The 26,981-nt window shown below is 64.3% G+C and carries 24 protein-coding genes; 12 read left to right on the top strand and 12 right to left on the bottom strand.

The annotated features are described in order from the left end of the window. Window positions 1-1,614, top strand: coding sequence for a GMC family oxidoreductase (locus tag AC3A4H_RS00230; protein ID WP_487764900.1), 1,614 nt, complete (start codon window positions 1-3; stop codon window positions 1,612-1,614). Window positions 1,615-1,709: 95 nt separating this feature from the next. Here the strand turns inward: AC3A4H_RS00230 and AC3A4H_RS00225 are convergent, their stop codons facing one another. The 6 genes from AC3A4H_RS00225 to AC3A4H_RS00200 form a co-directional block, all read right to left on the bottom strand. Continuing rightward, entirely contained in the window at window positions 1,710-2,237 is a 528-nt protein-coding gene (locus AC3A4H_RS00225; RefSeq protein WP_487764899.1) for a sarcosine oxidase subunit gamma family protein, read from the bottom strand. Further along, entirely contained in the window at window positions 2,230-5,109 is a 2,880-nt protein-coding gene (locus tag AC3A4H_RS00220; RefSeq protein WP_487764898.1) for a sarcosine oxidase subunit alpha family protein, read from the bottom strand. The genes AC3A4H_RS00225 and AC3A4H_RS00220 overlap by 8 nt, the downstream gene beginning before the upstream one ends. Next, window positions 5,106-5,375 carry a sarcosine oxidase subunit delta gene (locus AC3A4H_RS00215; protein WP_487764897.1) on the bottom strand — a complete coding sequence of 90 codons (270 nt, stop codon included), beginning with the start codon at window positions 5,373-5,375 and terminating at the stop codon, window positions 5,106-5,108. Before AC3A4H_RS00215 ends, AC3A4H_RS00220 begins: the two co-directional genes overlap by 4 nt. Before the next feature lie 9 nt (window positions 5,376-5,384). After that, a complete protein-coding gene (locus tag AC3A4H_RS00210) occupies window positions 5,385-6,638 on the bottom strand; it encodes a sarcosine oxidase subunit beta family protein (RefSeq protein WP_487764896.1) in 1,254 nt (417 codons plus the stop codon). Window positions 6,639-6,833: 195 nt separating this feature from the next. Beyond that, on the bottom strand, window positions 6,834-7,625 hold the full coding sequence (locus tag AC3A4H_RS00205) for a glutathione S-transferase family protein (protein ID WP_487764895.1): 792 nt from the start codon (window positions 7,623-7,625) through the stop codon (window positions 6,834-6,836). Between the two features lie 169 nt (window positions 7,626-7,794). Further along, the gene (locus tag AC3A4H_RS00200; protein ID WP_487764894.1) at window positions 7,795-8,505 is read right to left on the bottom strand and encodes a hemerythrin domain-containing protein; all 711 of its coding nucleotides are present in this window, start codon (window positions 8,503-8,505) and stop codon (window positions 7,795-7,797) included. A gap of 314 nt (window positions 8,506-8,819) precedes the next feature. On the opposite strand from AC3A4H_RS00200, the gene AC3A4H_RS00195 reads away from it, so the two are divergent. From AC3A4H_RS00195 to AC3A4H_RS00170, 6 genes are all read left to right on the top strand, one after another. After that, window positions 8,820-10,367 carry an ABC transporter substrate-binding protein gene (locus tag AC3A4H_RS00195; RefSeq protein ID WP_487764893.1) on the top strand — a complete coding sequence of 516 codons (1,548 nt, stop codon included), beginning with the start codon at window positions 8,820-8,822 and terminating at the stop codon, window positions 10,365-10,367. A gap of 64 nt (window positions 10,368-10,431) precedes the next feature. Then, window positions 10,432-11,370 carry an ABC transporter permease gene (locus AC3A4H_RS00190; RefSeq protein WP_487764892.1) on the top strand — a complete coding sequence of 313 codons (939 nt, stop codon included), beginning with the start codon at window positions 10,432-10,434 and terminating at the stop codon, window positions 11,368-11,370. 11 nt (window positions 11,371-11,381) lie between these two features. Further along, window positions 11,382-12,233, top strand: coding sequence for an ABC transporter permease (locus AC3A4H_RS00185; protein WP_487764891.1), 852 nt, complete (start codon window positions 11,382-11,384; stop codon window positions 12,231-12,233). Then, on the top strand, window positions 12,230-13,903 hold the full coding sequence (locus AC3A4H_RS00180; protein WP_487764890.1) for a dipeptide ABC transporter ATP-binding protein: 1,674 nt from the start codon (window positions 12,230-12,232) through the stop codon (window positions 13,901-13,903). Before AC3A4H_RS00185 ends, AC3A4H_RS00180 begins: the two co-directional genes overlap by 4 nt. A 118-nt stretch (window positions 13,904-14,021) precedes the next feature. Further along, complete coding sequence (locus AC3A4H_RS00175; RefSeq protein ID WP_487764889.1) at window positions 14,022-14,951, top strand: MurR/RpiR family transcriptional regulator; 930 nt, start codon at window positions 14,022-14,024, stop codon at window positions 14,949-14,951. Window positions 14,952-14,996: 45 nt separating this feature from the next. After that, on the top strand, window positions 14,997-16,187 hold the full coding sequence (locus tag AC3A4H_RS00170) for a serine hydrolase domain-containing protein (protein WP_487764888.1): 1,191 nt from the start codon (window positions 14,997-14,999) through the stop codon (window positions 16,185-16,187). Between the two features lie 55 nt (window positions 16,188-16,242). Here AC3A4H_RS00170 and AC3A4H_RS00165 read toward each other — a convergent pair whose 3' ends face one another. From AC3A4H_RS00165 to AC3A4H_RS00140, 6 genes are all read right to left on the bottom strand, one after another. After that, window positions 16,243-16,593, bottom strand: coding sequence for a DUF2200 domain-containing protein (locus AC3A4H_RS00165; protein ID WP_487764887.1), 351 nt, complete (start codon window positions 16,591-16,593; stop codon window positions 16,243-16,245). A 130-nt stretch (window positions 16,594-16,723) separates the two neighbouring features. Continuing rightward, on the bottom strand, window positions 16,724-17,704 hold the full coding sequence (locus AC3A4H_RS00160) for a branched-chain amino acid ABC transporter permease (RefSeq protein WP_487764886.1): 981 nt from the start codon (window positions 17,702-17,704) through the stop codon (window positions 16,724-16,726). Window position 17,705: 1 nt separating this feature from the next. Beyond that, window positions 17,706-18,593 carry a branched-chain amino acid ABC transporter permease gene (locus tag AC3A4H_RS00155; RefSeq protein WP_487764885.1) on the bottom strand — a complete coding sequence of 296 codons (888 nt, stop codon included), beginning with the start codon at window positions 18,591-18,593 and terminating at the stop codon, window positions 17,706-17,708. Between the two features lie 63 nt (window positions 18,594-18,656). Next, window positions 18,657-19,862, bottom strand: coding sequence for an ABC transporter substrate-binding protein (locus tag AC3A4H_RS00150; RefSeq protein WP_487764884.1), 1,206 nt, complete (start codon window positions 19,860-19,862; stop codon window positions 18,657-18,659). A 26-nt stretch (window positions 19,863-19,888) separates the two neighbouring features. Then, window positions 19,889-20,635 (bottom strand): ABC transporter ATP-binding protein, encoded by a 747-nt coding sequence (locus AC3A4H_RS00145; RefSeq protein ID WP_487764883.1) that lies wholly within the window; start codon window positions 20,633-20,635, stop codon window positions 19,889-19,891. Then, window positions 20,628-21,383 (bottom strand): ABC transporter ATP-binding protein, encoded by a 756-nt coding sequence (locus AC3A4H_RS00140; protein WP_487764882.1) that lies wholly within the window; start codon window positions 21,381-21,383, stop codon window positions 20,628-20,630. Before AC3A4H_RS00140 ends, AC3A4H_RS00145 begins: the two co-directional genes overlap by 8 nt. A gap of 159 nt (window positions 21,384-21,542) precedes the next feature. Between AC3A4H_RS00140 and AC3A4H_RS00135 the strand changes: the two genes are divergently transcribed. The 5 genes from AC3A4H_RS00135 (at window position 21,543) to AC3A4H_RS00115 (ending at window position 26,964) form a co-directional block, all read left to right on the top strand. Next, entirely contained in the window at window positions 21,543-22,280 is a 738-nt protein-coding gene (locus AC3A4H_RS00135; RefSeq protein WP_487764881.1) for an IclR family transcriptional regulator, read from the top strand. A 222-nt stretch (window positions 22,281-22,502) separates the two neighbouring features. After that, entirely contained in the window at window positions 22,503-23,273 is a 771-nt protein-coding gene (locus AC3A4H_RS00130) for a FadR/GntR family transcriptional regulator (protein ID WP_487765865.1), read from the top strand. A 45-nt stretch (window positions 23,274-23,318) separates the two neighbouring features. After that, window positions 23,319-24,311 carry a D-erythronate dehydrogenase gene (gene denD, locus AC3A4H_RS00125; RefSeq protein ID WP_487764880.1) on the top strand — a complete coding sequence of 331 codons (993 nt, stop codon included), beginning with the start codon at window positions 23,319-23,321 and terminating at the stop codon, window positions 24,309-24,311. Window positions 24,312-24,457: 146 nt separating this feature from the next. Beyond that, window positions 24,458-25,525 carry an ABC transporter ATP-binding protein gene (locus AC3A4H_RS00120; RefSeq protein ID WP_487764879.1) on the top strand — a complete coding sequence of 356 codons (1,068 nt, stop codon included), beginning with the start codon at window positions 24,458-24,460 and terminating at the stop codon, window positions 25,523-25,525. Between the two features lie 131 nt (window positions 25,526-25,656). Further along, window positions 25,657-26,964 (top strand): ABC transporter substrate-binding protein, encoded by a 1,308-nt coding sequence (locus AC3A4H_RS00115; protein WP_487764878.1) that lies wholly within the window; start codon window positions 25,657-25,659, stop codon window positions 26,962-26,964. The last annotated feature ends 17 nt before the right edge of the window (window positions 26,965-26,981 follow it).

Below are 26,981 nucleotides of genomic sequence, written 5' to 3'. Positions count from 1 at the left end.
ATGGCAGAGATCGAAGCCGACGTCGTCATCGTCGGGTCGGGCGTCGCTGGCGTGCTGATCGCCGACAGGCTCGCGCGGGAAGGGCTGAAAGTGGCAATCCTCGAGGCGGGCGACGAGGTCGACCGCGCCGATGCCGTCGACCGGTTCCACGGTGCGCTCATCAAGACGCCGGAATCCGCTTATCCTCTCGGTCCCGACGTGGACCATCCCGTCGCCCATGATCCCGACTACTGGTATCGACAGGACGGTCCCGACAAGTTCCGCAGCACCTATGTCAAGGTAGTCGGCGGCACCACCTGGCATTGGCTGGGCACGGCGATCCGCATGTCGCCGGGCGACTTCACCCTTGCCCGCGACCACGGCCGCGGCGTCGACTGGCCGGTCGGCTATGACGAGCTCGAGCCCTTCTACGTGAAGGCCGAGAACGAGCTTGGCGTGTCCGGCGAGCCAGGATCGCCCCCGACCGCCCATCGCTCGGCCGCATTCCCGATGCCGCCCATCCCGCAGACTTATCTGGACAAGACGTTCGCGAAGGCGCTGGAAGGCACGCAATACCGCGTCAGCTCCACGCCGCAGGCGCGAAATTCGGTCGAGCGGGACGACAGGCCAGGCTGCTGCGGCAGCGCAAGCTGCATACCCGTCTGCCCCGTGCAGGCCAAATATGACGCGACGGTGCATGTCGAGCGGGCGAAGTCCCATGGCGCGCAGCTTCACGCCGCCACGGTCGCGACCTTCATCGAAACCGGCCCGGACGGCGCGATCGAGGCGATCCGCTTCACTCGCCGCGACGGCAGCACGGGCAGGGCGGTCGGCAGGCTGTTCGTCGTCGCCGCCCATGCGATGGAAACCCCGCGCCTGCTCCTGAACTCGATGTCCGATCGGACGCCGCGCGGCGTCGCCAACGGCTCGGACCAGGTCGGCCGCAACCTGATGGACCATCCGACCCAGTTGAGCTGGGCGTTCTCGAACCAGCCGGTCTGGCCCTATCGCGGCCCGCTTTCCACCTCCGGCATCGAGAACCTCAGCGACGGACCCTTCCGCAAAGAGCGCGGCGCGTTCCGCATCGAGATCGGCAATGACGGCCATTCCTGGCCAACCGGCGCGCCCGTAACCTCGGCGGCCGAGCTTGTGAAGCAGGGGCTGCGCGGCGCCGCCCTCGATGCGGCCCTGCGCGACGTGACGTCCCGCCATATCCGCCTGGCTTCGCTGGTCGAGCAACTGCCTGACCCCGAAAACCGCATCGCTTTGCACCCGTCCGAACGCGACCGCTATGGCGTTCCGCTGCCGAAGATCACCTACAGGCTGGACGAGTACGTCAAGGCCGGGCTCGCGGCGGCGTCAAAGGCGCATGAGGAGATTTTTGCCGCTCTCGGCACCACCGGCATGCAGCATCTGCCGGAAGCGGCCGGCGCCGGCCACATCATCGGCACCGCCCGCATGGGCACGGATGCGAAGACCTCGGTCGTAGATGCCGAGCTGCGCAGCCACGACCATGGGAACCTGTTCATCGTCGGCTCGGCCGTGTTCCCCACCTCGGCGACGGCCAATCCGACGCTGACCATCGCCGCGCTCAGCCTGAGGACGGCGGAGGCCATGCTCAAGCAACTGAACTGACCGGGCGAGGTGCAAGCTCCCCAGGTCGTTCATCAGAGCAAAGTTGAGGGTGCTCCAAAAACGGATCGCCAGCCGATCCGTTTGGCTAGCCGTGGCTACAGGTGTGAAGTGGTTTGTTCGAGCCACTGCCACAGATAGGGCGCCAGCCCGCGGTCCAGATGGATGCGCATCCGGTCGGCGCTGCCGTAGCGATAGACCAGAGCGTTGGCGCCGGCGAACAGCAGAGACGCCGTTGGCGTCGAGCCTTCGGGATCTAGCGTCGTGCCGCGGGCGAACACTTCTGGTACGTCGGCGCCGCTCAATTCGAACACATGCATTCCGGCGTCGATCACGCTGACGGCGAAGCCTCTGCCGTGCCAGCCCGGCGCAAAGCCCAGCGGCGTTTCAGAAACGGCAAGTATGCGGTCGCGCGCAATGCGCACTGCATAGCGGCTGCCCTGTGCGACCGACAATGCACCGACGCTTCCGTCCAGCATGCCGGATACGCGGCCCCATGTCTCCAGGTCGCCGCTCACCAGAATCTGGTTCAGGCCCATGATCGTGCGGACCGAGAGGCCGTCGGTCTCGATGCTTGCCGTGCTCCAATCCGGAACGATCGGCCATTTCTCGGCAAGGTCACGCATTGAGACGCTCTCCCGCTGGGTCGAAGGCGCAAGCCGGCGTGATGGTGGCGCGCCGCATCATGCCAAGGTGCTGAAGCTCGATCGTCTCGCCGTGCCGCGAGGCTCCCCGCTCGATCAGCGCGAGCGCGATGGGGCGGCCGAGCGTGGGGCTGAAATAGGACGAGGTCACGAAGCCGATGCTGCGCTTCCCCTCACCGCGGCGCTCTATGCCATGCGCGCCGATGGGCAGGGGCTTCTCGCCCTCGGCGACGACGAGCCCGACAAGCTGGTTGCGGTCCGGCCGGCTTGCCTCCTCGGTGAACAGGGAGCGGCGGCCGACAAACTCCGTGTCGCGCTTCACACGCGGGCCGGAGACGCCGAGATCGTGCGGCAGCGTCGTGCCGTCGGTATCCTTGCCGATGACGATATAGCCCTTCTCCGCGCGCAGGATCATCAGCGCCTCGACGCCGATGGTCACGGCATCGAAGGCGGCGCCGGCCTCTTTCATCCGGCTCCAGAGCAGTTCGGCGCGATCGGCCCGGATCGAGACTTCGTAGCTACGGTCGCCGGTAAAGCTCACGCGGGCTATCCGCACGGCTTCGTCGGCGAAGATGCCGTGCGCCACCGCCATGTGCGGCAGGCTTTCGTCGTCAAGCGCGACCTCAAGGTCGAGCGCCTCGAGAAGGCCGCGGGCATTCGGGCCGGAGACGGTGAGCGTGGCGAGGTTCGACGTGGCGTTGTGGATATAGACCGCCTTGCGTCCGAAACGGTCCTGCCGCCATTCCTCCAGCCGCGCATGTACGGCGGCGACATGCGAACTGGAGCAGGAAACCACGAAACGGTGCTCGTCCAGCCGCATCAGGATGCCATCGTCGAATACGACGCCATTCTCCGACAGCATGAAGCCATAGCGGGAGCGGCCGGGCTTCAGCGTCGACATGGTGTTGTAGTAGATGAAATCCACGAATTCGGCCGCCTGCGGCCCCACCACCTCGATCTTGCCGAGCGTGGAGCCATCGAACAGCGCCACCGACTGGCGGGCGCGCCGCGCCTCCTCTTGGATGACGGCCGAAGTGTCGCCGGCGCCGTAGCAGGCAGGCCGCAGCCAGCCGCCATATTCCTGGAAGACGGCGCCGTCGGCGCGATGCACGTTCTCCAGCGGCAGGCGCCGAACCGGCGCCATCATGCTGCCGCGGCGGCTGCCGGCAAGGCTGGCGAAGGGAACGGGCGTGAAGGGCGGGCGATAAGTGGTGGTTCCGACCTCGGGGATTGCGCGGCCGGTAATGTCGGCCAGCAGGGCCAGCCCGTTCAGATTCGATGTCTTGCCCTGGTCGGTCGCCATGCCCAGCGTCGTGTAGCGCTTCAGGTGCTCGACCGAGACGAAGTTTTCGCGCGCCGCGAGTTCCACGTCTTTGGCTGTCACGTCGTTCTGGTAGTCGATCCAGACGCGGCCCTTTGTCTTTGGTTTCGGCCACAGGCCGACCACGCCCAGCGTCATTTCCGGACCGGTGCTGCGGGGCGCGGCCGCGCCGGGGTTGCGGAACTCGCCCAGTGCTGGCCCGCCGCTCGCCAGCGCTTCCGAAAGCGATGCGGTTCCGGCCGCCGCGCCGGCAACGCCGATGCCCGTACCCTCGCTGCCCGGCACAAAGGTCGCCAATTCCTCATTCCAGGCCAGCTTGCCCTTCGCCTGCGAGAAGAGATGCACCGTGGGCGTCCAGCCGCCTGACACCAGCACGCAGTCGGCCGGCAGAACTGTGCCGTCGTCCAGCACGACGGCCTCGACAGCGCCGCGTCCGCGCGCGGTGGAAATCGTGCGTGCGGCCATGACCTTCACACCGGCAATGCTCTTGTCCGAGTTGTCGCGGCAGTCGATCACCGTCGCCGATGCGCCGCTTGCGGCCATGGCTTCGGCCACCTCATAGGCGCTGTCATTGTTGGTGGCGACCACGACCTGACGCCCGACCAGCACGCCCTGGCGGCGCAGATAGGCAAGGGCTGCATCGGCCGAGAGAATGCCGGGCAGGTCGTTGTTGCCAAACGGGACCGGGCGTTCGATTGCGCCTGTTGCCAGCACGATGCGGCGCGGCCTTATGCGCCAAAGCGTGTCGGGCCGTCCGTCGGCATGGCGTTGGTTCAGGCCCACCAGGTTGTGGTCGTAGACGCCAAAGGCGGTGGTCAGCGGCAGCACCTTGTGGCCGTCGCGCTCCAGCCTGGAAACGATGCCCTGCGCCCATTGCAGGGCGGGCTGGCCGTCGATCTCGCCGGCGCGGTGGCGCAGAGATCCGCCAGCATGCGCCTGGTCATCTACGAGAACGACCGAATGGCCGGCATCAGCGGCTGCTGCTGCGGCCGCCAGTCCGGCCGGGCCGGCGCCCACCACCAGCACGTCGCAATAGTGGTTGATCTGATCGGCCGCGGAAAGCGGCTTCCACTCCGGATCGACGACGCCGAGGCCAGCCATTGCGCGAATACGCGGCTCGAATAGCAGCCAGTCGGGCCACATGAACGTCTTGTAGTAGAAGGCCGCCGGAATGAAGCGCGCGAAGCGGTCCAGAAACGCATTGCGATCCGACTGCGCGTTCGGGTTGGCGTTGACGCTTCTCACTGTCAGGCCGTCCAGCGCCGGCTCGGTCGTGGCGCGCGCGTTGGGGATGCGGCCGTTGGCCCCTTCGATGTCCACCAGCGCGTTGGGTTCCTCCACGCCGGCGCCCCAGATGCCGCGAGGCCGGTGGTATTTGAAGCTGCGGCCCACGATGCGCTGGCCACTGGCCAACAGCGCCGAGGCGATGGTGTCGCCGGCAAAGCCCTCGATGCGGCGGCCGTCGAAGCTGAAGCTCAGCGGTCGGCTGCGGTCGATCTCGCTGCCGCCCTGGTCAAGACGCGAGGCGCTCATGCTGCGTGCTCCGTCGCATTGAGAGCCTGCGATCCGCCCACCGTGTGGGTCATGCTGTCACGTTCCATGGCGAAGAACTCGCCGCATGTCATATGCACCCAGATTTCGCGCGTCGGCCCCTTCGGGTTGGCTCGCATGTAAAGGTAGCCGGTCCAGTTGTCGGCCGTCACATCCTTGCCGTCAGGGCGAACGTTGCCGGCCTCGCCGCCATAGTGGAATTCGCTTTCGTCGCGCGGGCCGCAGAAAGGGCAGGGGAAAAGCTGCATGGTGTTCCTCTAGTGCGCGATGCCGGAGCCTGCGGCCTCGTCGATCAGCCGGCCACGAGCGAAGCGGTCGAGATCGAAGGGGCGGCTGATGTCGTGATGCTCGCCCGTGGCCAGCAGGTGCGCCAGCAGCGTTCCGCCGGCGGGGATCGCCTTGAAGCCGCCGGTGCCCCAGCCGCAATTGAGGAACAGGCCCGGAAGAGGCGACTCGCCGATGATGGGCGAAGAGTCCGGCACGACATCGACGATGCCGGCCCATTGCCGCATCAGCTTCAACTGGCCGAAGATGGGAAACATCTCGAGCATGCCCGCAATCACCCCTTCCAGCACCGGCAGGTTGCCGCGCTGGCCATAGGAGGGAATGCGGTCGAGCGCGCCGCCGATCACCATCTCGCCCTTGTCCGACTGGCTGACATAAACGCCGCTGTCGGGCGAGATCACCACGGTGTCGAGGATGGGCTTCACCGGCTCGGAAACGCATGCCTGCAAGGCATAGGAATTGATCGGCAGCTCGAAGCCGGCCTTGGCTGCCAGCACGGAGGAATGGCCGGCCACGGCCATGCCGGTGCGCTCGGCGCGGATCGTGCCTTGCGAGGTCACAACCCCGCGGCAGCGCCCGCCCTCGATGATGAAGTCGGTGATCTCGCAGTTCTGGATGATGTCGACGCCGAGACCGCTCGCGGCCCGGGCGTAGCCCCAGGCCACCGCGTCGTGGCGCGCGGTTCCGGCGCTGCCCTGCCAGCTCCCGCCATGGACGGGATAACGGGCGTCCGGCGCGAAATTGTAGATCGGAACCAGGCGGCGCACTTCCTCGGCCGAGAGTAGTTCCGCGTCGATGCCGTTGACCTGGATGGCGTTTACCGTGCGCGCCGCGGTTTCCATGGCTGCTTCGCTGTGGGCGAGCGTCAGGATACCGCGGGCGGAGAACATGATGTTGTAGTTCAGGTCGGTCGAAAGCGTCTTGTAGAGGCTGTGCGCCAGCCCGTAGATCGCCGCACTTTCGGGGTAGTAATAGTTGGAGCGCACCACCGTGGTGTTGCGGCCGGTGTTGCCGCCGCCGATCCAGCCTTTTTCCAGAACCGCGACATTGGTGATGCCGTGGTTCTTCGCCAGGTAGTAGGCGGTGGCGAGGCCGTGGCCGCCGCCGCCGATGATGATGACGTCGTAGGAGCTCTTGGGCTCGGGCGAGCGCCACGCCTTTTCCCAGCCGGTCTGGCCGGCCAGGCCCTCCTTGAACAGCGAGAACGCCGAATAGCGCCTGGTCATGCTTCAGGCCCCCGCGGTGGACATTTTGATGGAAGGAGCATGCGATCGTCCGACTTTCTGCCGAGTCACGGCCGGCGCATGTCTGTTAGCTGGATGTCGGCAAGGCAGGCAAGTGGCCGGCCGGGGATTTCACATCGGCCGTGCATGTTTCGCGCTGTCGACATGCGCCGGTAATCGCTCGGATGCGGACTGGTGCTAAGCGAGGCCGAGCTCGGAATCCGTGGCAGGCCGGCCATACTTCGCGCGCGGCGGCCAGGGCCGATCCTGCCAGCGCGGCTCGAAGGAGAAGCTGGAAACCCTGCGGTCCGGAAGCAGCGCTCCGTTGCCTGCGCCCATCGCGTAATCATAGTAGAGCTTGACGATCTCTTCCTTGCAGACCTGCTGCGCGGCGGGATGCGACAGGCAGGCTTCGCGCCAGCGGCGTACCCGTTCCAGGTCGAGTGCGGTTATGTCGAAATCCTCGTAGTAGTCGAGAAACCAGAAGCGCATGAAAAGCGGTGCGAAGACCGCTTCCGCCAGGCCGAAGCGCCCGAACAGATAGGTGCCGGCGGGGTTCTGCCATTCCAGGAAAGCGTCCAGCCTACGATATTGTGCGACCATCGCATCTCGGCAGGCCGCGCGTCGGTCACGATCCTGGTTCATGACGAAGCGGTATCCAGCCGCGGTGAAATCGCCTTCCATGGCGATCAGCATCGATTCGACCGCCCGCTCATAGGGATCGGAGCGCGCCACCGGCTTTTCCGGGAAGAGTTCGTCGAGAAAGCGCAGAATGACCAGGCTTTCCTTGAGCACACCTTGGGGCGTCTGCATGATCGGCAGCGCCGTGGACCCGCGCGACAGCTCCAGAAGTGCCGGGTCGCGCGGCCGCGTGATGTCGACTACCGAGAAGCGCACGGCGTCGCGCTTTCCCTTCAGCTCCAGCAGAATTTCCAGCCGCTGTGAAAAAGGGCAGACGGGAATGTGATAGACGACGATTTCACTCTGCAAGCGTCCCTCCATGGCCGGGCCTCGACGACGAGCCATTCACCGGCAATCGAACGATAGCAGAATTTCCGTTCTCGTCAGGTGGTGGCGTGCGCGCACAGGCCCCACGATGCCGGGCTGCAGCCAGCACCGGCATCGCGGGTCCCGTTGCGGATCGACATGCCTGGTAGGGTCAGGCCACAAGGTCGAGACGGCGCGCAAGATCGGCAAATTCCTCGGCCGAGAGGTTCGGCCTGGCGGCGAATTCGATCACGGCGTCGAAGGCTTCGCGCGGCGCCTGCTGCTTCATGCCGCCGAGCATGGCGGCGCGCTCTGCCGGCTGGATGGCCGGGATCATCAGCCGCATGAAGGCCATTGCCTTTTCCGGAGAAAGCGAACCCACGATACGGTTTTCTATCGCCATCAGCTCCGCGTCGGAAAACAACGACCACAGCTGCGGCGCCGCCACGGTCTCCTCCTCGTGCATATGCTCGATGTCGTGCGCGATATAGGTGGCAAAGGCCAGATAGAGGCGGCGGCCAAGGGCGGAGCGTTCGTGCGGCTTTGCAGCCTCGATAGCCGCCACGAGCGCCTCGAGTTCGGCGAAAGTGCCGCGATGGTCGTCATGCTGATGATCGAGACGGTCGGTGGAGACGACGCCGCGGGCGCGCAGCGCGCTGTGTATATGGGCGTCCTCATGCTCGAGATGAGCAGCTGCGAGGGTCAGAAGGCCGCGCAGATCCGACAGCAGCTGCGCCGTCGCGCCGGATTCAGCAAAATCGGTGTTGCCCAGCCGGACGAGAAGATCGCACTGCGCCTTGCGAAGACCTTTGTGAATGGGGCCGTAAAGGTCGTAGCGGCCATTGAGATCGACGGCCTCGGTGGGATGATGTGCGTGGTTCATGAAAAGCTCCGTGATTGCTAGTTATGGCGGCAGCTTCTATGGCCCCGGCGCGGACATCTCTTCCTAAAAGCTTGCTAAGCGAGCCTTCCGTTTCCTAAAAAATTGCTATGCAAGCGGGTGGGGGACGGCGAGTGCTGGAGCAGTTCCCTTCGTCGAGGCGGTCGGCAGTTCCCTAAGGCCGATCTCGCAAACGCATGCTAGCTCATGCAGTCATGTTAAAAACTTCACACACTACTTGACCAATGTGATTAATATCACATACCCTTCTCCAAGGTCCTGGCGGACCCCAATGAACAGTTCCGGAGGAGGACAAGATGAGTTTTTGGAGCAGTTCCCGCGCGCAGGCGTCGGGCGCGTTGTTGCGCGGCGCAGCCCTCCTGGCGATAGGGCTGGGCTCGGCGGTTCCGGCGCTCGCCGCCGATACCATCCGCATCGTTTCGCCCTACCAGACCACCACGCTCGACCCGATGCGCTCGGCTGCCGCCGGCAACATCGAGACTTACGGCCAGCTCTATTCGCGCCTCCTGCGGCGTGATCCCGAATCCGGCTCGCTGGAGCCCGCACTTGCCGAAAGCTGGGACATTTCGGCGGACGGCCTCACCTACACCTTCCACCTGCGCGACGCGCAGTTCTCCGACGGCTCGGCCATCACCGCCGATGACGTGGCCTTCAGCCTCGACCGTATCCGCAGCGACAAGAAGTCCGCCTATCCGGCGCCTCTGGGCGCGGTTGAGTCGGTGACCGCGGCCGATCCGAAGACCGTCTTGGTCAAGCTGAAATCGGCCTTCGCGCCCTTCCTCGGCAATCTCGAGATCTGGAACATGGGCATCGTGTCCAAGGCCGATGTCGAAAAGCAGGGCGAGGAAAAGGCGTTCTCCACCGCGCCCGTGACCTCCGGCCCCTATGCGGTCAAGGAATGGAAGCCGAACGAAAAGCTCGTGCTGGAGCCCAATCCGCATTACTGGCGCCAGGGCTACCCGAAGTCGGACGCCAGCGTCGAGTTGATCGAGATCGCTTCGCCCGAAACCCGCGTCGCCATGCTGAAGGCCGGCGAGGTCGACGTGATGCGTGCGGTGCCGTGGGCGCAGATCGACGATCTGAAGACCGTCGAGAATATCGACATGCGGCTTGAGCCTTCCACCACCATCTACATGACGCTGCTCAACCACAAGCGCGAGCCCTTCTCCAACATGAAGGCGCGCCAGGCCGCCGCCTACGCCATCGACAACAAGGCGCTGGCCAAGGCCATCACGCGCGGCTACGCCGAGCCCGCCAACACCACGCTGCCCGGCAGCATCGATTTCCACGACGACGAATATCCGGGCATTCCCTACGATCCCGCCAAGGCGAAGGAACTGCTGGCCGAGTCCGGCATGGCCGGCCATGAAGTGAAGATCCTCGCCACCGCCGGCGCGACCGAGCAGCAGATGGCATTGCTGCTGCAGGCGCAGTGGCAGGCGATCGGGCTGAAGCCGGTCATCGTCAATGTCGACGGCGGCGCCTGGTGGGATTCCACTGGCAAGGGCGACTACGACGCGGCGGCCAACTGGTGGTACAACGAAACCCCCGATCCGGATCTGGCGGTTCGCTGGGCGGTGTGCGGCTCCTGCGGCTCTAACTCCTACAACACCTTCTACGAGAACCCGAAGGTGGACGAGCTGGTCGAAAAGGGTACAACCGAGACCGACACGGCCAAGCGCGCGGAGATCTACAAGGAGATCCAGAAGATCACCACCGAGGAAGTCGCGCAGATCCCGCTCTACTATGCACCGAATGCGGTGGCCTATTCCAAGCGCATCGAGGGCATCAAGCTCACCCCGACACTCCAGTGGACGCTGGAAGACACTTCAATCGTGAAGTGAGCCAAGACAGGCGACGCGCTTTCACCCGAAAGTGCGTCGCCTCTGCTGTAATCGGAGAACCGGATTGGCCCTTCTGCAACTCATCGCGCGTCGCCTGATACAACTCGCCGGCGTGCTGCTCGGGATCAGCGTCGTGACGTTCCTGCTGCTGCACACGGCGCCCGGCGACCCGGCGCGGCTTCTTGCCGGCGATAGGGCAAGCGCCGAGACCATCGCGGTCATCCGCTCCCAATACGGACTGGACCTGCCGCTCTGGCGGCAGTTCCTCACCTATCTCATGAATCTGTTCGCTGGCGACATCGGCCAATCGCTGCGTTTCCAGCGGCCGGTCAGCCAGCTCATCCATCAATTCATGTGGCCGACCCTGTTCCTGACCATCTATGTGGTGTGCCTCGCCGTACCGCCGACGGTCGCGCTCGCAATCCTGAGCGCGCGCAAGCCCGGCGGCACCGCCGACCAGGTGATCCGCCTCGTCGGCATCGCCGGCCTGACCATTCCGGTCTTCTGGCTCGGCATCATGATGTCGCGCTTCTTCGGCGTCAGCCTCGGCTGGTTCCCGGTGTCGGGCTATGGTGTCGGGTTTTCCGAGCACCTTCATCACCTCTTCCTGCCGGCGCTTTCCACGGCCATCTGGGTGGTGCCGGTGCTGACGCAAAGCCTGCGCGCAGCCCTGATCGAAAAGGCCACGGCCGACTTCGTCACCGCCGCCCGCGCGCAGGGCGCAAGCGAGCGCGAGATTTTCTGGCGCACCATCCTGCCCAACGCCGTGCTGCCGACGCTCAACCTGCTCGGCGTCATGGTGGCGTTCATGATCGGAGGCGCCATCATCGTCGAGACCGTCTATGCCGTTCCCGGCCTGGGCACGCTGATGATAGGCGCGCTGCTGGGGCGCGACTACTATGTCGTGCAGGGCCTCACGCTGGTCTTTGCGTTGTCGACCGTCCTGGTCACGCTCGCCGTCGACCTGCTCACCGCCTTCATCGACCCGCGCGTTCGGCTTTGAGGAGACCGCAAATGGCCGATGCCTCGATACTGCCCGAAACCGCGCCGCGCGCCAGGCGTATGACACTCTCGATGACGGTGGCGATCGCCATCCTCGGCGGATGGCTGTTCCTTGCGCTGGCAGGGCCAGTGATCGCGCCTTTCGATCCCGACGCCATCGACATCATGAACATGCTTTCGCCGCCGAGCGCGGAGCACTGGTTCGGCACCGACCAGGTCGGCCGCGACATCTTCTCGCGCGTCCTGTTCGCGAGCCGGGTCGACCTGTTTCTGTGCGTGATCGGCGTCCTGCCGCCGCTTCTGATCGGAACCACGATCGGCCTGCTCAGCGGCTATTTCGGCGGCGTGGTCGACAGCCTGTTCATGCGCGTCTACGACCTGACCGTCGCCTTTCCCTTCTTCGTGCTGGTGCTGGCGATCGTCGGCGTGCTTGGCCCCGGGCTGGTCAATTTCGTCATCGCGCTCACGCTTGTCGGCTGGGTCAGCTATGCGCGGCTGGTGCGGGCGGAAGTGCTGACGATCCGCGAAAGCGAATATATCCAGGCGGCCAAGTGCCTCGGCTATTCGCCCGTCGCGATCCTGACCCGCCATGTCCTGCCCAACGCAATCGGCCCCATCATCGCCTATGCGGTCAGCGATGCCGTGCTGGTGATGCTGGCCGGCGCGAGCTTCGGCTTCCTCGGCATGGGCGCGCAGCCGCCGCTCGCCGAATGGGGCGTGATGATCGCCGACGGGCAGGCCTTCGTGCAGCAGGCCTGGTGGATCTGCCTGTTTCCGGGTCTGGCGGCGATTTCGCTCGGCCTCGGCTTCGCCTTCCTGGGCGACGGGCTTGGACAGATGCAGCGCAGGCAGGCCACGGCATGAGCAGGACAGAAGACATGATGCGGCCACTGCTCGAGGTCGAGAACCTCACCGTCGGGTTCGGCGAGTTCGACGCCGTCAAAGGCGTGTCGTTCCACCTGCATCCGGGAGAGATCCTTGGCATCGTCGGCGAGAGCGGCTCCGGCAAATCCGTCACCTGCCGCGCCGCCATGGGCCTGCTGCCCGGTGCGGCGCGGGCCAGCGGCCGGGTGACGCTGGAGGGCCGCGACCTGCTGACGCTGGGCGAAGACGACTGGTGCGCCATTCGCGGCCGCGACATCGGCATGATCTTCCAGAACCCTGCCTCGCATCTCGATCCGCTGCGCCGCATCGGCAAGCAGATCGCAGCTCCCATGGTCCGGCATCTCGGCATCGGCCCGCGCGAGGGAATGCGCCGCGCGATCCAACTGCTCGACGATGTCGGCATCCGCGACCCGGAAAAGCGCGCCCGCTCCTATCCGCACGAATTTTCCGGCGGCATGAAGCAGCGCGCCATGATCGCCGCCGCCATTGGCTGCGGGCCGAAGCTGCTGATCGCCGACGAGCCGACCACGGCGCTCGACGTCACCGTGCAGGCCCGCATCCTCGGGCTGCTCAAGGACCTCAACCGGGAGCGCGGGCTGGCGATCATCCTCATCTCGCACGATCTCGGCGTCGTCGCCGACATCTGTTCGCGCGTGGTGGTGATGCGCAATGGCGAGGTGGTGGAAGAGGGGCCGATCGACGACGTCATCAATCGGCCGCAGCACCCCTACACGAGGCTGCTGGTCGATTCCCAGCCGAGCCGCAAAACCTATCCCGGCGCGACGGCGGAGCCGGAAAAAGCCGCACCGCTGCTCAGCGTTGAAAAGCTGTCGGTATCCTTCCCCGTCCGCCGCGACCTGATCGGCGGCCTGGCGGGCAAGAGCAGCTCATTCCTTGCTCTCGACGGCATCGACCTGCAGATCGCCGCCGGCGAGGCGGTCGGCATCGTCGGCGAAAGCGGATCGGGCAAGAGCACGCTGGCCCGCGCGATCATTCGCCAGAACAGGCCGAGCGACGGGGCGATCCGCCTCGACGGACAGGACGTTCATGACCTCGGCGGCGATGCGCTCACGGCTTTTCGCCGGCGCGTGCAGATGGTGTTCCAGAACCCTTATGACTCGCTCAACCCGCGCATGACGATTGCCGAGGCCGTGGCCGAGCCGATCTGGCGGCATGGCCTTGCCGACCGCAGGACGGCGCAGATGCAGGCCGACGAACTGCTGGAGATGGTCGAGCTGCCGCGCGCCCTGCGCGACCGCAAGCCGCGCCAGCTTTCCGGCGGGCAGTGCCAGCGCGTCGGGCTTGCGCGGGCGCTGGCGCTCAAGCCGCAATTGCTGATCGCCGACGAGATCACCTCCGCACTTGACGTCACGACCCAGGCGCAGATCCTCGAACTTCTGCTTCGGCTGCAACGGGAGCGCGCGCTGACGCTGCTCTATATTTCCCACGATCTCTCCGTTGTCAGCGGCATCTGCCAGCGCGTCTATGTCTTCAAGGGCGGGCGCATCGTCGAAAACGGGCCGGCCCGGCAGGTGCTTTCCGCCCCGCAAGATCCCTACACGCAGGAACTCGTCGGATCGCTGGCCCAACTGGCGCCCGTGAACTCAGCTTCCGTCTCAATACCGGTTTGGAACAATGCGTCTCGATGAATATGTCACCCATGACGGCACCGGCCTTGCCCAGTTGCTAAAGATGGAGTGCGGCGCGGGCATTTGGGGGCAGGGCCTGCCTGCGGTACAGGTCGGCAACTTCTAGGAGCGGGATATCGTGGCAAAAGCGCGGAACAGGAAGGGTGCCGGGGTGCCGAACGGCAGCGAGGAAAAGATCGACCTCGAGGCGATCCTTCGCGCGCGAATGCCCGACTTTTCCCCGTCCGAGCAGAACCTTGCCGCCTACATGCTCGACAATATCCAGACGCTGCCCTTCGAGACCGGCTCGAGCATCGCGCAGGCGGTTCGTGTCAGCGAGATGACCGTGTCGCGGTTCGTTCGCGGCCTCGGCTTCGAGAACCTGCGTGACCTCAAGAACCGGCTGCGCGTCTCGGTTGTCGAGAAGGACAGCGACATCGACGATTACATGGCGCGGTTCCAGATGCACGAAGGCCAGCAGCAGGCGCTGCAGGAAAGCCTGCGCCTCGAGCTGGATGCCATCGTCAAGGCCTATGCACTGACCACGACCGACATCTGGGACGAAGCCGCGAGCGCACTCGCCGAGGCGCGCACCGTCTACGTCGTCGGCTTCCAGGCGTCCAAGGGCCTTGCGATGGATTTTGCCAGCCGCCTGCTCTGGGCCCGACCGAACGTCATTTTCGTCGACAATGCGACGGGCACCTTCGGCGAGATCATAACCGCCGATCCAAAGCAGAGCCTGGTGGTGATGGTGGACACCGCCGCCTATGCAGCCCGCGGCATCAAGCTCGCCGAAAAGCTGAAGTCGATGGAAATGCCGCTCATCATCGTCACCGACAAGTTCAGCCACTGGGCCTTCGCCTATACGCGTCTCGTGTTCGAGGCGCACACGCATGTGAAGACGTTCTGGGATTCGACGGCCAGCCTCAGCGCCGTCCTCAACCTGATGATCGATGCGGTGGCGACCAAGCTCGGGCCGAAGGCCAGGGACAATTTCGCGATGATGAGCGACATGGGCAGCCTGTTGGGCGAGTTCATAGGCGGCAGCTATCTGCGCCGGAAGGATTGAGCCGCCGGCGGCTTCCGAATGAAACACAGCGAAAGAAATCAAGCGATGACCAGCATTTCCCCGTTCCGTGACCCGACCAAGCCGGGAGCAGCCATCATTCCCCGGCAGGACTGGGACCGCGCGCCGTGGAACCGCTGGACCTTCCAGCATGTGCGCGACATGGTGCCGACGACCCAGGTGTGGCGCGGGCAGGGGCCAGCGAGCCCGCTGCCCCAGAACCTGCAGGACATCGACGCGATCGGCTTCGAGCTGGACGGCCGAAGCGACACGATCGGCGGCTTCCTCCAGTCCAGCTATAACGACGGCATGCTGGTGCTGCATCGCGGCAAGGTGATCGCCGAGCGCTATTCGAACGGCATGACGCCGCACACGCCGCATCTGTCGCAGTCGGTGGCGAAATCGGTGGTCGGCACGGTCGCCGGCATCCTGATCGGCCGCGGTCTGGTCGACCCGGCTGCGCCCGTCACCCAGTACCTGCCGGAACTCGAGGCAACCGCCTATCGCGGCGCGACGGTGCAGCATGTGCTGGACATGACCAGCGGCGTCGTCTTCGACGAGACCTACACCGCGCTCGACTCTCATATGGCGCAGATGGACGCCGCCTGCGGCTGGAAGGAGCGCCGGGACCCCAACTGGCCGTCGAATGTCTGGGATCTGATCCTGTCGCTGAAGGAAGCCGAGTGCGCGCACGGCGCCTCCTTCCGCTATCGCTCGATCGAGACGGACGTCCTGTCCTTTGTCCTGCAGCGCGCCGCCGGAATGCCGCTCGCCGAACTGGTGAGCCGCGAATTGTGGGCGCCGATGGGGGCGGAGGAAGACGCCTATTTCACCGTCGACCCGGCTGGCTACGCGCTCGGCGACGGCGGCTTCAACGCGACCCTGCGCGACTATGCGCGCTTTGCTTTGCTGCATCTGGGCGGCGGCGAGATCAACGGCCGGCGCATCGTTCCCGCCGCCTGGATCGAGGAAACGCGAACCGGCGCCCGGCCGGAACTTTTCGGCGGCGTCTATCACGAAGTGCTGCCGGAAGGGGCCTATCACAACCAGTTCTGGATCGAGGACAGCAAGCGCCGCGCCTATATGGCGCGCGGCGTTTTCGGGCAGCTGGTCTATATCGACCCGGAAGCGGACTTCGCCGCCGTCATCCTCTCCAGCTGGCCGGAATTCGTCAGCACCACGCGCACCCGCACCGCGCTCGCGGCGGTCAGGGCCATTCGAGAGGCGTTGTCGTCGTAAAGCGCCGCTTGCGGAACCGAGCGTTCAAGCCCCGGCGGAAATAGCCATTACCAGGCTATTTCCGCAGGATTTTCTCCATCGTCCTTCCCTTGGCGAGTTCGTCGATCAGTTTGTCCAGGTAGCGAATTTCCCGCATCAGGGGTTCCTGGATGTCTTCTACACGAACCCCGCAGATCACTCCCAAAATCAGCGAACGCGAGGGATTCAACTGAGGCGCTTGCGCAAAGAAGTCCTCAAAGCTTGCGTTCTTCGCCAACTGGTCGTTTAGCGTCTCTTGGCTGTATCCCGTCAGCCAACGGATGATTTCATCGACCTCTGCTTTCGTGCGACCCTTTTTCTGCGCCTTCGCGACATAGTGGGGGTAAACGCTGGCCACGCTGACAGAATAGATGCGATGCTTCGCCATGCGTCCTCCAAGGCTCTCCGGGGATCACCGGATCGAATGTAGCCGAGATCAATTCCGCCCACCCTCGGACGCAGTTGTGGCAGCACAAGGACCCCTGCGTGCGCGCTTTCAGGGGCGCTGGTGATCGCTGTCACAGCGGCCGCTTGAGCCACTTCGAGAGCACACCGATGATGCCTTCGCGGAACATCAGTACGGCGATGACGAAAACGACGCCCTGCACCACGGTGACCCAGGCGCCGAGGCTGGCCAGATAATTCTGCATCGTGATGATGATGGCAGCACCGACCATGGGGCCGAAGATCGTTCCCATACCACCGAGCAGCGTCATCAGCACGACCTCGCCGGACATCCCCCAGTAGACATCGGTGAGCGATGCCAGCTGGACCACGAGCGCCTTGGTGGCGCCGGCAAGGCCGGACAATGTGGCCGACAGCACGAACACCGCCAGCTTGTAGTGGTCGGTGCGGTAGCCGAGCGACACTGCCCTGGCTTCATTGTCTCGGATCGCCTTCAACACCTGGCCGAAGGGCGAGTGGACGATGCGATGGATGAGGAGCACCCCGAGCAGGAAGATGGCCGCCACGACATAGTAGAGCGTCATCGTGTTGGAGAGGTCGAGCAAGCCGAATAGATATCCTTGCGGGACCGCCTGAATGCCATCCTCGCCTCCGGTAAAAGGCGCCTGCAAGGCGAAGAAATAGATCATCTGGGCAAAGGCCAGGGTGACCATCGCAAAGTAGATGCCCTGGCGACGGATGGCGAGGGCGCCGAAGACGAGGCCGAGGACGGCCGCGGTGAGCACGCCGGCGAGTATGGCGAGCTCGGGCGAAAATCCCCAGACCTTGGCGGCATGTGCCGAGACATAGCTTGCCATGCCGAAATAGGCGGCGTGGCCGAACGACAGCAGCCCGCCATAGCCCAGCAGGAGGTTGAAGGCTGACGCAAACAGCGCGAAGCACAGCAGCTTCATCAGGAAGAACGGGTAAAGCAGGCCCGGCGCGACCAGCAGAAAGGCGGCGAGGCCGAGGAAAATCATCACGTGCAGGCGTTTGCCGCGGCCAGCCCGCTCGGCAAGAGCGGCGCCGGCTACCGGTTCTGCTTTAACGCTCATGTCAGGCCTCCCTTCCGAACAGGCCGGCCGGCTTCACCAGGAGCACGATCGCCATGATGATGAAAATGACGGTTGCGGCGGCTTCCGGATAGAAGACCTTGGTCAGGCCTTCGACAAGACCGAGCGCGAAACCGGTGACGATGGCGCCAAGGATGGAGCCCATGCCGCCAATGACGACGACCGCGAAAACCACGATGATGAGGTTCGAGCCCATCATGGGATTGACGGCATAGATCGGCGCGGCCAGCACGCCCGCGAAGCCGGCAAGGGCAACGCCAAATCCGTAGGTGAGCGTGACGAGCAGGGGCACGTTGATGCCGAATGCCTGCACCAGTGTCGGATTTTCCGTGGCAGCACGAAGATAGGCCCCCAGCCTGGTCTTTTCGATCACGAACCAGGTGGCGAGGCAGACGATAAGCGAAGCCACCACCACCCAGCCCCGATAGAGCGGCAGGAACATGAAGCCCAGATTGATGCCGCCTGACAACTGGGGCGGGATGGCATAGGCGAGGCCTGACACGCCATAGGCATTGCGGAACAGGCCCTCGATGATCAGCGCGAGGCCGAAGGTCAGAAGCAGGCCGTAGAGATGGTCGAGCTTGTAGAGCCGCGAAATCATCGTTCGTTCGATGACCATGCCGACAAGCCCCACGATCAGCGGCGCCAGGACAAGTGCGGGCCAGTAACCGATGCCCAGATAGGTGAGCAGCATCCAGCCGACGAACGCGCCCATCATGTATTGGGCGCCGTGGGTGAAGTTGATGATGTTGAGAAGCCCGAAGATCACCGCAAGGCCGAGACTCAGCGTTGCGTAGAAAGCGCCATTGATGAAGCCGAGCAGCAGCTGACCGTAGAGTGCGGCGGCGGGAATGCCAAGAATTTCAGCCATCGGACCTTGTTCCGGTAAGGGTGTGGCCCGGGAGCCGACGCTCCCGGGCAAGCCGTTACGATGTTACTCGGCCAGACTGCAGCCGCCATCTGCCAACGGGCGGAAGGCTTCAGCGGCCGGAATGGTGGCGACTGTCTTGTAGAGGTCCCAATCGCCGTTGGATTCTTCCGGCTTCTTGACCTCGAACAGATACATATCGTGGATGTGGCGGCCGTCAGCGCGAACCTCACCCTTGCCGAACAGCGGGTCGTCGGAAGGTGTTTCCTTCATCTTGGCCATCACGGTGGCGGCATCCTTGCTCTTGGTCGCCTCGACCGCCTTCAGGTAGTGCAGAACGGAGGCGTAGACGCCGGCCTGAACCATGGTCGGCATGGCGCCGCCGTGTTTCTCGGCAAAGCGCTTGGAAAACTCCCGCGTGCCATCGTTCTGGTCCCAGTAAAAGGCTTCCGTCAGCACGAGGCCCTGGGCGGTGCTCAGGCCGAGTGCCTTGACGTCGGTGACGAAGGTCAGCAGGCCAGCGAGCTTCTGGCCGCCCTGAACGATGCCGAACTCGGCGGCCTGCTTGATGGCGTTTGTGGTGTCGGCGCCGGCATTTGCCAGGCCGATGACCTTGGCTCCCGAACTCTGGGCCTGCAGCAGGAAGGACGAGAAGTCCTGGCCCGGGAAAGGATGGCGCACGCTGCCGAGCACCTTGCCCCCGGCCTTCTCGACCACCGCCGCGGTGTCGCGCTCAAGCGCATGGCCGAACGCATAGTCGGCGGTCAGGAAGAACCAGGTGTCGCCGCCCGCCCTGACCATGGCGCCGCCGGTGCCGTTGGCCAGCGCCCAGGTGTCGTAGGTCCAGTGGACGGTATTGGGGGAGCAGGCCTTGCCGGTGAGGTCGGACGCGCCGGCGCCGGAATTGATGAAGATCTTGTTCTTTTCCTTGGTGATCTCGCTGACCGCGAGCGCCACCGAAGAGGTCGGCACGTCAAGGATGACATCGACGCCGTCCTGGTCATACCACTGGCGGGCGATGCTCGAGCCGATGTCCGGCTTGTTCTGGTGATCGGCGGAGATCACTTCGACATTGATGCCTTTGTCCGCCGCCTTGAAATCCTCTGCCGCCATCCTCGCGGCGACGACCGAGCCTTCGCCCGAGAGGTCGGCATAGGTGCCGGACCGGTCGTTCAGCACGCCAAGCTTCACATCGATCTTGTCCTGGGCCAGCGCGCTGCCCGTCATCAGAGCCGCCGTGGCGGCGGCCAGGATTAGTTTCGCGACCTTCATTGTCCTCTCTCCCTTGTGTTGAACCCTCAGATGCCAAGATAGCGATGAAGCTTGCCCATGCTGGCCTCCAGCCGGTCATCGGCAATCTCGTCCACGATGCGCCCCTGCTCGACGATGTAGTGACGGTCGGCAACGGTCGCGGCGGCGTGGAAATTCTGCTCGACCAGAACGATGGTGAAACCCATCGACTTCAGCTTTCGGATCATGTGGCCGATCTGCTGGACAATCACAGGCGCAAGCCCCTCGGTCGGCTCGTCGAGGAGCAGCAGGCGCGCGCCCGTGCGCAGGATGCGGCCGATCGCCAGCATCTGCTGTTCGCCGCCGGAAAGCTTGGTGCCCTGGCTGTGCAGACGTTCCTTGAGATTGGGAAAGAGCTCGAAGACCTGCTCCAGGGTAAAGCCGCCTGGCGCAACGACCGGCGGCAGCAGGAGGTTCTCCTTCACATCGAGGCTCGAGAAGATCCCCCGCTCCTCCGGGCACCAGGCGATGCCCTTCCTGGCAATCTGGCGGGAGGCGAGGCCAACCAGTTCGCTGCCGTGGAAACGGATGGAGCCCCGGCGCTTCTCGATCACGCCCATGATCGACTTGAGCGTTGTCGTCTTGCCCGCACCGTTGCGGCCGAGCAACGTGACCACTTCGCCCGGATAGACGTCGAATGCCATCCCGTGAAGCACATGCGACTCGCCATACCAGGCGTTGAGGTCGCGCACGGCGAGCAGCGGTTCCGTCGCTGCGGAGGGCGAAGCAGATTGGCTTGCAGCAGCGTCATGCATGGCCGGCACCGATATAGGCGTCAAGAACGCGCGGGTCCTTCGAGACCGTCCCATAGTCGCCCTCGGCCAGGACCTTGCCGCGAGCAAGCACCGTGATGAAGTCGGACAGGGTCGAGACGACCGACAGATTGTGCTCGACCATCAGCACCGTCCGGTCTCTCGAGACGCGGCGGATCAGTTGGGTGATGCGGTCCACATCGTCGGCGGCCATGCCTGCCATCGGCTCATCCATCAGCATCATTTCCGGATCCAGCGCGAGCGTGGTGGCGATTTCGAGCGCGCGTTTGCGGCCGTAAGACAGCTCGCCGGCGACCGAATCCACAAACTCCGAGAGCCCGACGGCTTCGACAAGCTCCTGGGCACGGTCGTTGAGCTCGTCGAGCGCACGTTCCGATCTCCAGAAGTTGAAAGAATCCCGCCTTTGCCGCTGCAGGGCGATACGGACGTTCTCCAGCACGCTCATGTGCGGAAAGACGGCTGAAATCTGGAAGGAGCGTATCAGGCCAAGGCGGGCGATATCGGCCGGCTTGCGGTTGGTGATGTCCTGCCCTTTGTAGACGATCGACCCGCGTGTCGGGCTCAGGAACTTGGTCAGCAGATTGAAGCAGGTGGTCTTTCCCGCGCCATTCGGGCCGATAAGCGCATGGATGGTGCCGCGACGCACCTTAAGGTCCACGCCATCGACAGCGACGAAGCCCTTGAACTCCTTCGTCAGGCCATTGGCAGACAGGATTATGTCATCGGCCATCAGTCCTCCCGGTATGTTCCCGCTGGGTCTTGCGCCCATTTGGACTGACGCTATTTGGCCTTTCTTCCGGTGTCAATTCAATACTGAGCAAAGAAGTTCACAGTCATGAACTATTGCGCTAGTGTTTCGACAGTATCACCGAGCGCTAGTGGAGGCTCAATGCGCGTCAGGCAGATCGACAACGTCCTCGACTTGTTCGAAATCTATGCGCGGGAGCGATCACCGCTGACGCTGACGGCATTATCCGAGGCGTTGGGCATACCCAAGTCGAGCACGTTCAACGTCATCGAGACGCTGGTGACCCGTGGCTTCCTGTACGAGACGAAGCCGCGAGGCGGCTATTATCCAACCCAGAGGTTGCTCGAACTGGCGCGTTCGATGATGGACGGAGATCCGTTGACGGCGCGTATCCATGGCCAACTGGAAGCACTCGCCGCAGCAACGGGCGAAACAGCGGTGCTAGCTGCCCGCGAACAAGACGACGTCGTCTATGTCGATGTCGTGGAATCCACCGCTCCCATCCGCTACTTTGCCAAGATCGGCGAGCGGCGCCCCATCTACACGACGTCGAGCGGCAAGGCCATTCTCACCACCTATGACCCGGCGGAACGGGCAGGCATCCTGCAGGCGCTGCGGTATTTCCCCTACCAGAACGCCACCAAGAGAGATGCCCGGGAACTGGCGGCCGATCTCGAAGCATCGATGATTCGTGGCTGGTGCGAGGATTCGGCGGAAACCACACCGGACGTGATGGGGTTGGGCGTCCCCGTGGTGGCGGGCGGGCGTCGCTACGGGCTTGCCGTCGCAGGCCCGATCTACCGCATGCAGGACAATCGCGAAGCGCTGGTAAAGCATCTTCGAGCGGCCGCCACTCGTATCAGGGACATAGAAGTTTGATCCCGAATTCCGGCCGAGAGGTTGCCATGTGTCCCTCCCGGAAGCGAGCGCGGCTTGGCACCCGCTCCTCGCCGGGAAGGCTGCCCGCTGCCGGCGCGTGAGTAACCTCTCGCCGCTGCAAGCACGCAAGAACCTGCCTTGACGGACTTTGCGTTTCCGGCTTTGCTAGCAACTGATCTACTGGACCAACCAGTAGATCAGCGGGAGGGGACCGGAATGGCGATGGGCGAACGCCCCGTGCTGGTCGAAATGCCGAAGGTGGGAAAGTCGCTCGACCGACGTACCGCCCGCGACCTCATCGCCGAGAAGATCATGGTCCTGATCGCGACCAACCTGCTGCGGCCGGGGGATGATCTGCCGGGCGAGCGTGAGCTTGCCAATGTCATGCATGTGAGCCGGGAAACCGTGCGCGGCGCCATCCAGCAGCTTGCCGCCCGGAATATCCTCGAGGTCGCCCAGGGCAGCCGCACGCGCGTCAGCAACATTGACCTCAGCCACCTGCCGGTGACGATCGTTTCGTCGAACGCCATCGACAGCTACGATCTGGAATCCGTGCATGCGGCGCGCCTGCACGTCGAATTGAAGGTGGTGGGCGACGCGGCCGAGGCGATCGACGATCAAACCATCGCCAAGCTCGAGGGCCTTCTGGAGGCTCACCGCGTCGGCGGCGACGACGCCATGCGTTTCCTCATCTGCGATCGGGAGTTTCATATCGCGATCTACCGGTCGTGTGGCAACCCGCTGCTCGCCGATTTCGTCACCGATCTCTACACTTACATGATGGATTTCCGCCGCTCGGCCATGTCACAGCCGGGCGCTATCGCCGCAAGTTATCACGACCATCTGGAGATACTGGAGGGTTTGCGCCGGCGTGACCGTGAGGCGGTCACGCAAGCGTTCCACAAACATCTGCTGCGCATCTACGCGACCACTAGGGAACTGGTTGCGCACGCCGGCAGCCGCATGAAGGATTCGAGAGGAGAGCAGGACTGAAGGTCCGGTCTACCGGACAGGCACGACGGAGGAGGTCCGCCGCATATGCATGTGATGGTGATCGGAGCGGCCGGCATGATCGGCCGCAAGCTGGTAGAGAAGATCGCAGCCGCCCCCGGCACGCTCGGCTATGAGGTCGAGGCAATGACGCTGGTGGATGTCGTCGAGCCGCAGGTTCCGGCCGAGCTTTCGACAGTCGCGTCTGCGTTGGCGCTCGATCTTTCGGACCCCGGTGTTGCCGCGACCCTTGTTGCAACGCGGCCCGATGTCGTCTTCCATCTCGCCGCCATCGTCTCGGGCGAGGCCGAGGCCGATTTCGACCTTGGCTACAAGGTGAACCTCGACGGCACGCGTTTCCTCTTCGAGGCAATCCGGCAGGAGGGCATGCAGGCGCACTACAAGCCGAGGGTCATCTTCGCTTCGTCGATTGCAGTGTTCGGCGAGCCCTTCCCGGAAAAGATCGGCGATACATTCTTTACGACCCCGCTTACGAGCTACGGCACGCAGAAGGCGATCTGCGAACTGCTTCTTTCCGACTATACACGCAAGGGATTTCTCGACGGCATCGGCATCCGGTTGCCGACCATATGCATTCGTCCGGGGAAGCCGAACAAGGCGGCTTCCGGCTTCTTCTCCAATATCCTGCGCGAACCGCTTGCGGGAAAAGAGGCCGTGCTTCCGGTGGACGAGAGCGTGCGTCACTGGTTCGCTAGTCCCCGCTCGGCGGTCGGCTTTTTCGTCCATGCCGCGCGCATGGATACGGCGCGCATCGGCCCGCGCCGCAATCTCACGATGCCCGGCCTTTCAGCCCTCGTAGGCGAGGAAATCGAAGCGCTCGCCCGTATCGCCGGGCCGAAGACGGTTGCGTTGATCCGGCGTGAGCCGGATCCGGTGATCCGCCGCATCGTTGCAGGCTGGGCGACCGACTTCGACGCGCAGCGCGCGAGCGAACTGGGGTTCAAGGCCGAAAGCACATTCGATGAGATCATCCGCATCCACATCGAGGACGAGCTGCAGGGGCGCATCGGACATGGCTGACGGGCGGGTGCTGACCATGACGGTGATGGCGACGAAAATGCCGCTCGTCGGGCGGGGATAGATCGTGGCGGGTCGACCATGGTGCAAGGCCTTGAGGAGGGCTCGCCGTGGTCCGGCCCCACAAATCGGTTCTGGGAGGGACGTATATGGCAGGCGTTGACTTCGTCGATGTGAGGAAATCCTTCGGGGCCGTTCCGGTTATCAAAGGCGTCGACATCGAGATCGAGGACGGTGAGTTCGTGATCCTGGTCGGCCCGTCCGGCTGCGGCAAGTCCACGCTGCTGCGCATGCTGGCAGGGCTGGAGAACATCACCGCCGGCGAGATCCGTATCGGCGATCGGGTCGTCAATTCGCTGCCGCCGAAAGAGCGCGACATAGCGATGGTGTTCCAGAACTACGCGCTCTATCCGCACATGACCGTCGCCGCCAACATGGCCTTCTCGCTGATGCTCGCCAACAGCCCGAAATCCGAGATCGACAGTCGTGTCGCGAAGGCGGCCGATATTCTCGGCCTTTCCAAGCTTCTGATGCGCTATCCGCGCCAGCTTTCGGGCGGCCAGCGCCAGCGCGTGGCGATGGGACGCGCCATCGTGCGCGATCCGCAGGTTTTCCTGTTCGATGAGCCGCTTTCCAACCTCGACGCGAAGCTGCGCGTTGCCATGCGCTCGGAGATCAAGGAACTTCACCAGCGCCTCAAGACAACGACGGTCTACGTCACCCACGACCAGATCGAGGCCATGACCATGGCCGACAAGATCGTCGTCATGCATGACGGCATCGTGGAGCAGATCGGCGCGCCGCTCGACCTCTATGACAATCCGGCGAATCTCTTCGTCGCGGGCTTCATCGGTTCGCCTGCCATGAACATGATCAGCGGCCGGCTCGACCCTGACGATGCCCAAGCGTTCGTCACCGCGGATGGCGCGCGGCTGCCGGTCGCCCGCCCGGTGGCGGCGGCTAGGGGCCGGAGCCTCGTCTATGGCCTCAGGCCCGAATACATCGCCCTCGACGCGGCCGGCCTGCCGGCCGAGGTCGTGGTGATCGAACCCACCGGCTACGAGACGCAACTGGTCGTCAGGCTTGGCGGCGCGGAGGTCACCTGCGTCTTCCGCGAGCGGGTGAATGTCCGCGTCGGCGAGACGATCCGCATCGCCATCGATGCGAACCACGTGCATCTGTTCGATGCGGAGACGGGCGTGAGGCTCGTCGACTGAACACCGCCTGCGCCGTGAAGGCGCCGACGGTGAATGGGTCCCGGCCAGGCCGGGCACCGGTGCAAGACATTCGCCGAAGCGGGACGGCAAATGTTTGAACGAGCAAAGCCCGCATCCATGGAGGAGTGCAGATGACGTTCAAAAGACGCGATTTTCTTGCAGCATCCGCCGCCGTGGCCGGTCTTGCCGGCCTTGGCATCCGTCCGAGCTTCGCCCAGGCGGCCGAGCCGACCTACAAGCCGGAGGAGGGCGCCAGTCTTCGCCTCCTGCGCTGGACACCGTTCGTACAGGGCGACGAGGACGCCTGGCTCGCCAACACCAAGAAGTTCACCGAGGCGACCGGGGTCGAGGTCCGCGTCGACAAGGAAAGCTGGGAGGATATCCGACCCAAGGCCGCAGTCGCCGCCAATGTCGGTTCCGGTCCGGACATGGTCATGTGCTGGTTCGATGATGCCCACCAGTATCCTGACAAGCTCGTCGACCTGACGGAACTCGCCAACTATCTCGGCGGCAAGTACGGCGGCTGGTACGATGGCATGAAGGGCTATGCGATGCGCGGCGACAAGTTCATCGCCATGCCGCTGACGGCCATCGGCAATGCTGTCGTCTACCGCCAGAGCCACATGGAGGCTGCGGGATTCAAGGAATTCCCGAAGGATACGGACGGCTTCCTTGAACTGTGCAAGGCGCTGAAGGCCAAGGGCACTCCCGCCGGCTTCCCGCACGGCAAGGCCGTCGGCGACGGCAACAACTACGCCCATTGGCTGCTGTGGAGCCATGGCGGCAAGATGGTCGACGAGGGCGGTGCCGTTACCATCAACAGCCCGGAGACGATCAAGGCGATCAATTATGCCAAGGCGCTCTACGAGACGTTCATTCCCGGCACCGAGAGCTGGCAGGACATCAACAACAACCGCGCCTTCCTGGCCGGCCAGGTGTCGCTGATCGCCAACGGCGTTTCGGTCTATTACGCGGCGAAGAAGGATCCTGCGCTCGCCGAGATCGCGGCGGACATGCGTACGACCAACTTCCCGATCGGCCCGGTCGGCGAGAGCGTCGAGCTGCATCAGACGAGTTCGCTCCTGCTCTTCAGCCACACAAAGTATCCGGAAGCGGCCAAGGCCTACATCAAGTTCATGATGGAAGCCGACCAGATGAATGCCTGGATCACGGGGGCGAGCGCCTATTGCTGCCAACCGCTCAAGGCCTTCGCCGGCAACCCGGTATGGACGGCCGACCCGATCCACGCGCCCTATGCGCGTGCTTCGGAGACGCTACGCCCGAACGGCCATGCCGGTCCGTTGGGCTATGCCTCCGCCGGCGTGATGGCCGACTATGTGCTCGTCGACATGTTCGCGGCAGCCGTGACCGGCCAGATGACGCCCGAGGAGGCGGCAGCGGAAGCCGAGCGCCGCGCCAATCGCTACTACCGCGTCTGACCGGGGCGCGTGCTTCA

It is taken from the genome of Pseudaminobacter sp. Soil_N_29, from assembly GCF_057656055.1.
Note: the sequence above shows the minus strand (reverse complement) of the source record. Positions and strands in the feature narration are given on the sequence as shown.

Coding starts and splice junctions, on each gene's coding strand:
- AC3A4H_RS00230 (WP_487764900.1), top strand. CDS start 1: ATGGCAGAGATCGAAGCCGACGTCGTCATCGTCGGGTCGGGCGTCGCT.
- AC3A4H_RS00225 (WP_487764899.1), bottom strand. CDS start 2,237: ATGCGTGACCTTGCCGAGAAATGGCCGATCGTTCCGGATTGGAGCACG.
- AC3A4H_RS00220 (WP_487764898.1), bottom strand. CDS start 5,109: ATGAGCGCCTCGCGTCTTGACCAGGGCGGCAGCGAGATCGACCGCAGC.
- AC3A4H_RS00215 (WP_487764897.1), bottom strand. CDS start 5,375: ATGCAGCTTTTCCCCTGCCCTTTCTGCGGCCCGCGCGACGAAAGCGAA.
- AC3A4H_RS00210 (WP_487764896.1), bottom strand. CDS start 6,638: ATGACCAGGCGCTATTCGGCGTTCTCGCTGTTCAAGGAGGGCCTGGCC.
- AC3A4H_RS00200 (WP_487764894.1), bottom strand. CDS start 8,505: ATGAACCACGCACATCATCCCACCGAGGCCGTCGATCTCAATGGCCGC.
- AC3A4H_RS00195 (WP_487764893.1), top strand. CDS start 8,820: ATGAGTTTTTGGAGCAGTTCCCGCGCGCAGGCGTCGGGCGCGTTGTTG.
- AC3A4H_RS00185 (WP_487764891.1), top strand. CDS start 11,382: ATGGCCGATGCCTCGATACTGCCCGAAACCGCGCCGCGCGCCAGGCGT.
- AC3A4H_RS00180 (WP_487764890.1), top strand. CDS start 12,230: ATGAGCAGGACAGAAGACATGATGCGGCCACTGCTCGAGGTCGAGAAC.
- AC3A4H_RS00170 (WP_487764888.1), top strand. CDS start 14,997: ATGACCAGCATTTCCCCGTTCCGTGACCCGACCAAGCCGGGAGCAGCC.
- AC3A4H_RS00165 (WP_487764887.1), bottom strand. CDS start 16,593: ATGGCGAAGCATCGCATCTATTCTGTCAGCGTGGCCAGCGTTTACCCC.
- AC3A4H_RS00160 (WP_487764886.1), bottom strand. CDS start 17,704: ATGAGCGTTAAAGCAGAACCGGTAGCCGGCGCCGCTCTTGCCGAGCGG.
- AC3A4H_RS00155 (WP_487764885.1), bottom strand. CDS start 18,593: ATGGCTGAAATTCTTGGCATTCCCGCCGCCGCACTCTACGGTCAGCTG.
- AC3A4H_RS00150 (WP_487764884.1), bottom strand. CDS start 19,862: ATGAAGGTCGCGAAACTAATCCTGGCCGCCGCCACGGCGGCTCTGATG.
- AC3A4H_RS00145 (WP_487764883.1), bottom strand. CDS start 20,635: ATGCATGACGCTGCTGCAAGCCAATCTGCTTCGCCCTCCGCAGCGACG.
- AC3A4H_RS00140 (WP_487764882.1), bottom strand. CDS start 21,383: ATGGCCGATGACATAATCCTGTCTGCCAATGGCCTGACGAAGGAGTTC.
- AC3A4H_RS00135 (WP_487764881.1), top strand. CDS start 21,543: ATGCGCGTCAGGCAGATCGACAACGTCCTCGACTTGTTCGAAATCTAT.
- AC3A4H_RS00130 (WP_487765865.1), top strand. CDS start 22,503: ATGGGCGAACGCCCCGTGCTGGTCGAAATGCCGAAGGTGGGAAAGTCG.
- denD (WP_487764880.1), top strand. CDS start 23,319: ATGCATGTGATGGTGATCGGAGCGGCCGGCATGATCGGCCGCAAGCTG.
- AC3A4H_RS00120 (WP_487764879.1), top strand. CDS start 24,458: ATGGCAGGCGTTGACTTCGTCGATGTGAGGAAATCCTTCGGGGCCGTT.
- AC3A4H_RS00115 (WP_487764878.1), top strand. CDS start 25,657: ATGACGTTCAAAAGACGCGATTTTCTTGCAGCATCCGCCGCCGTGGCC.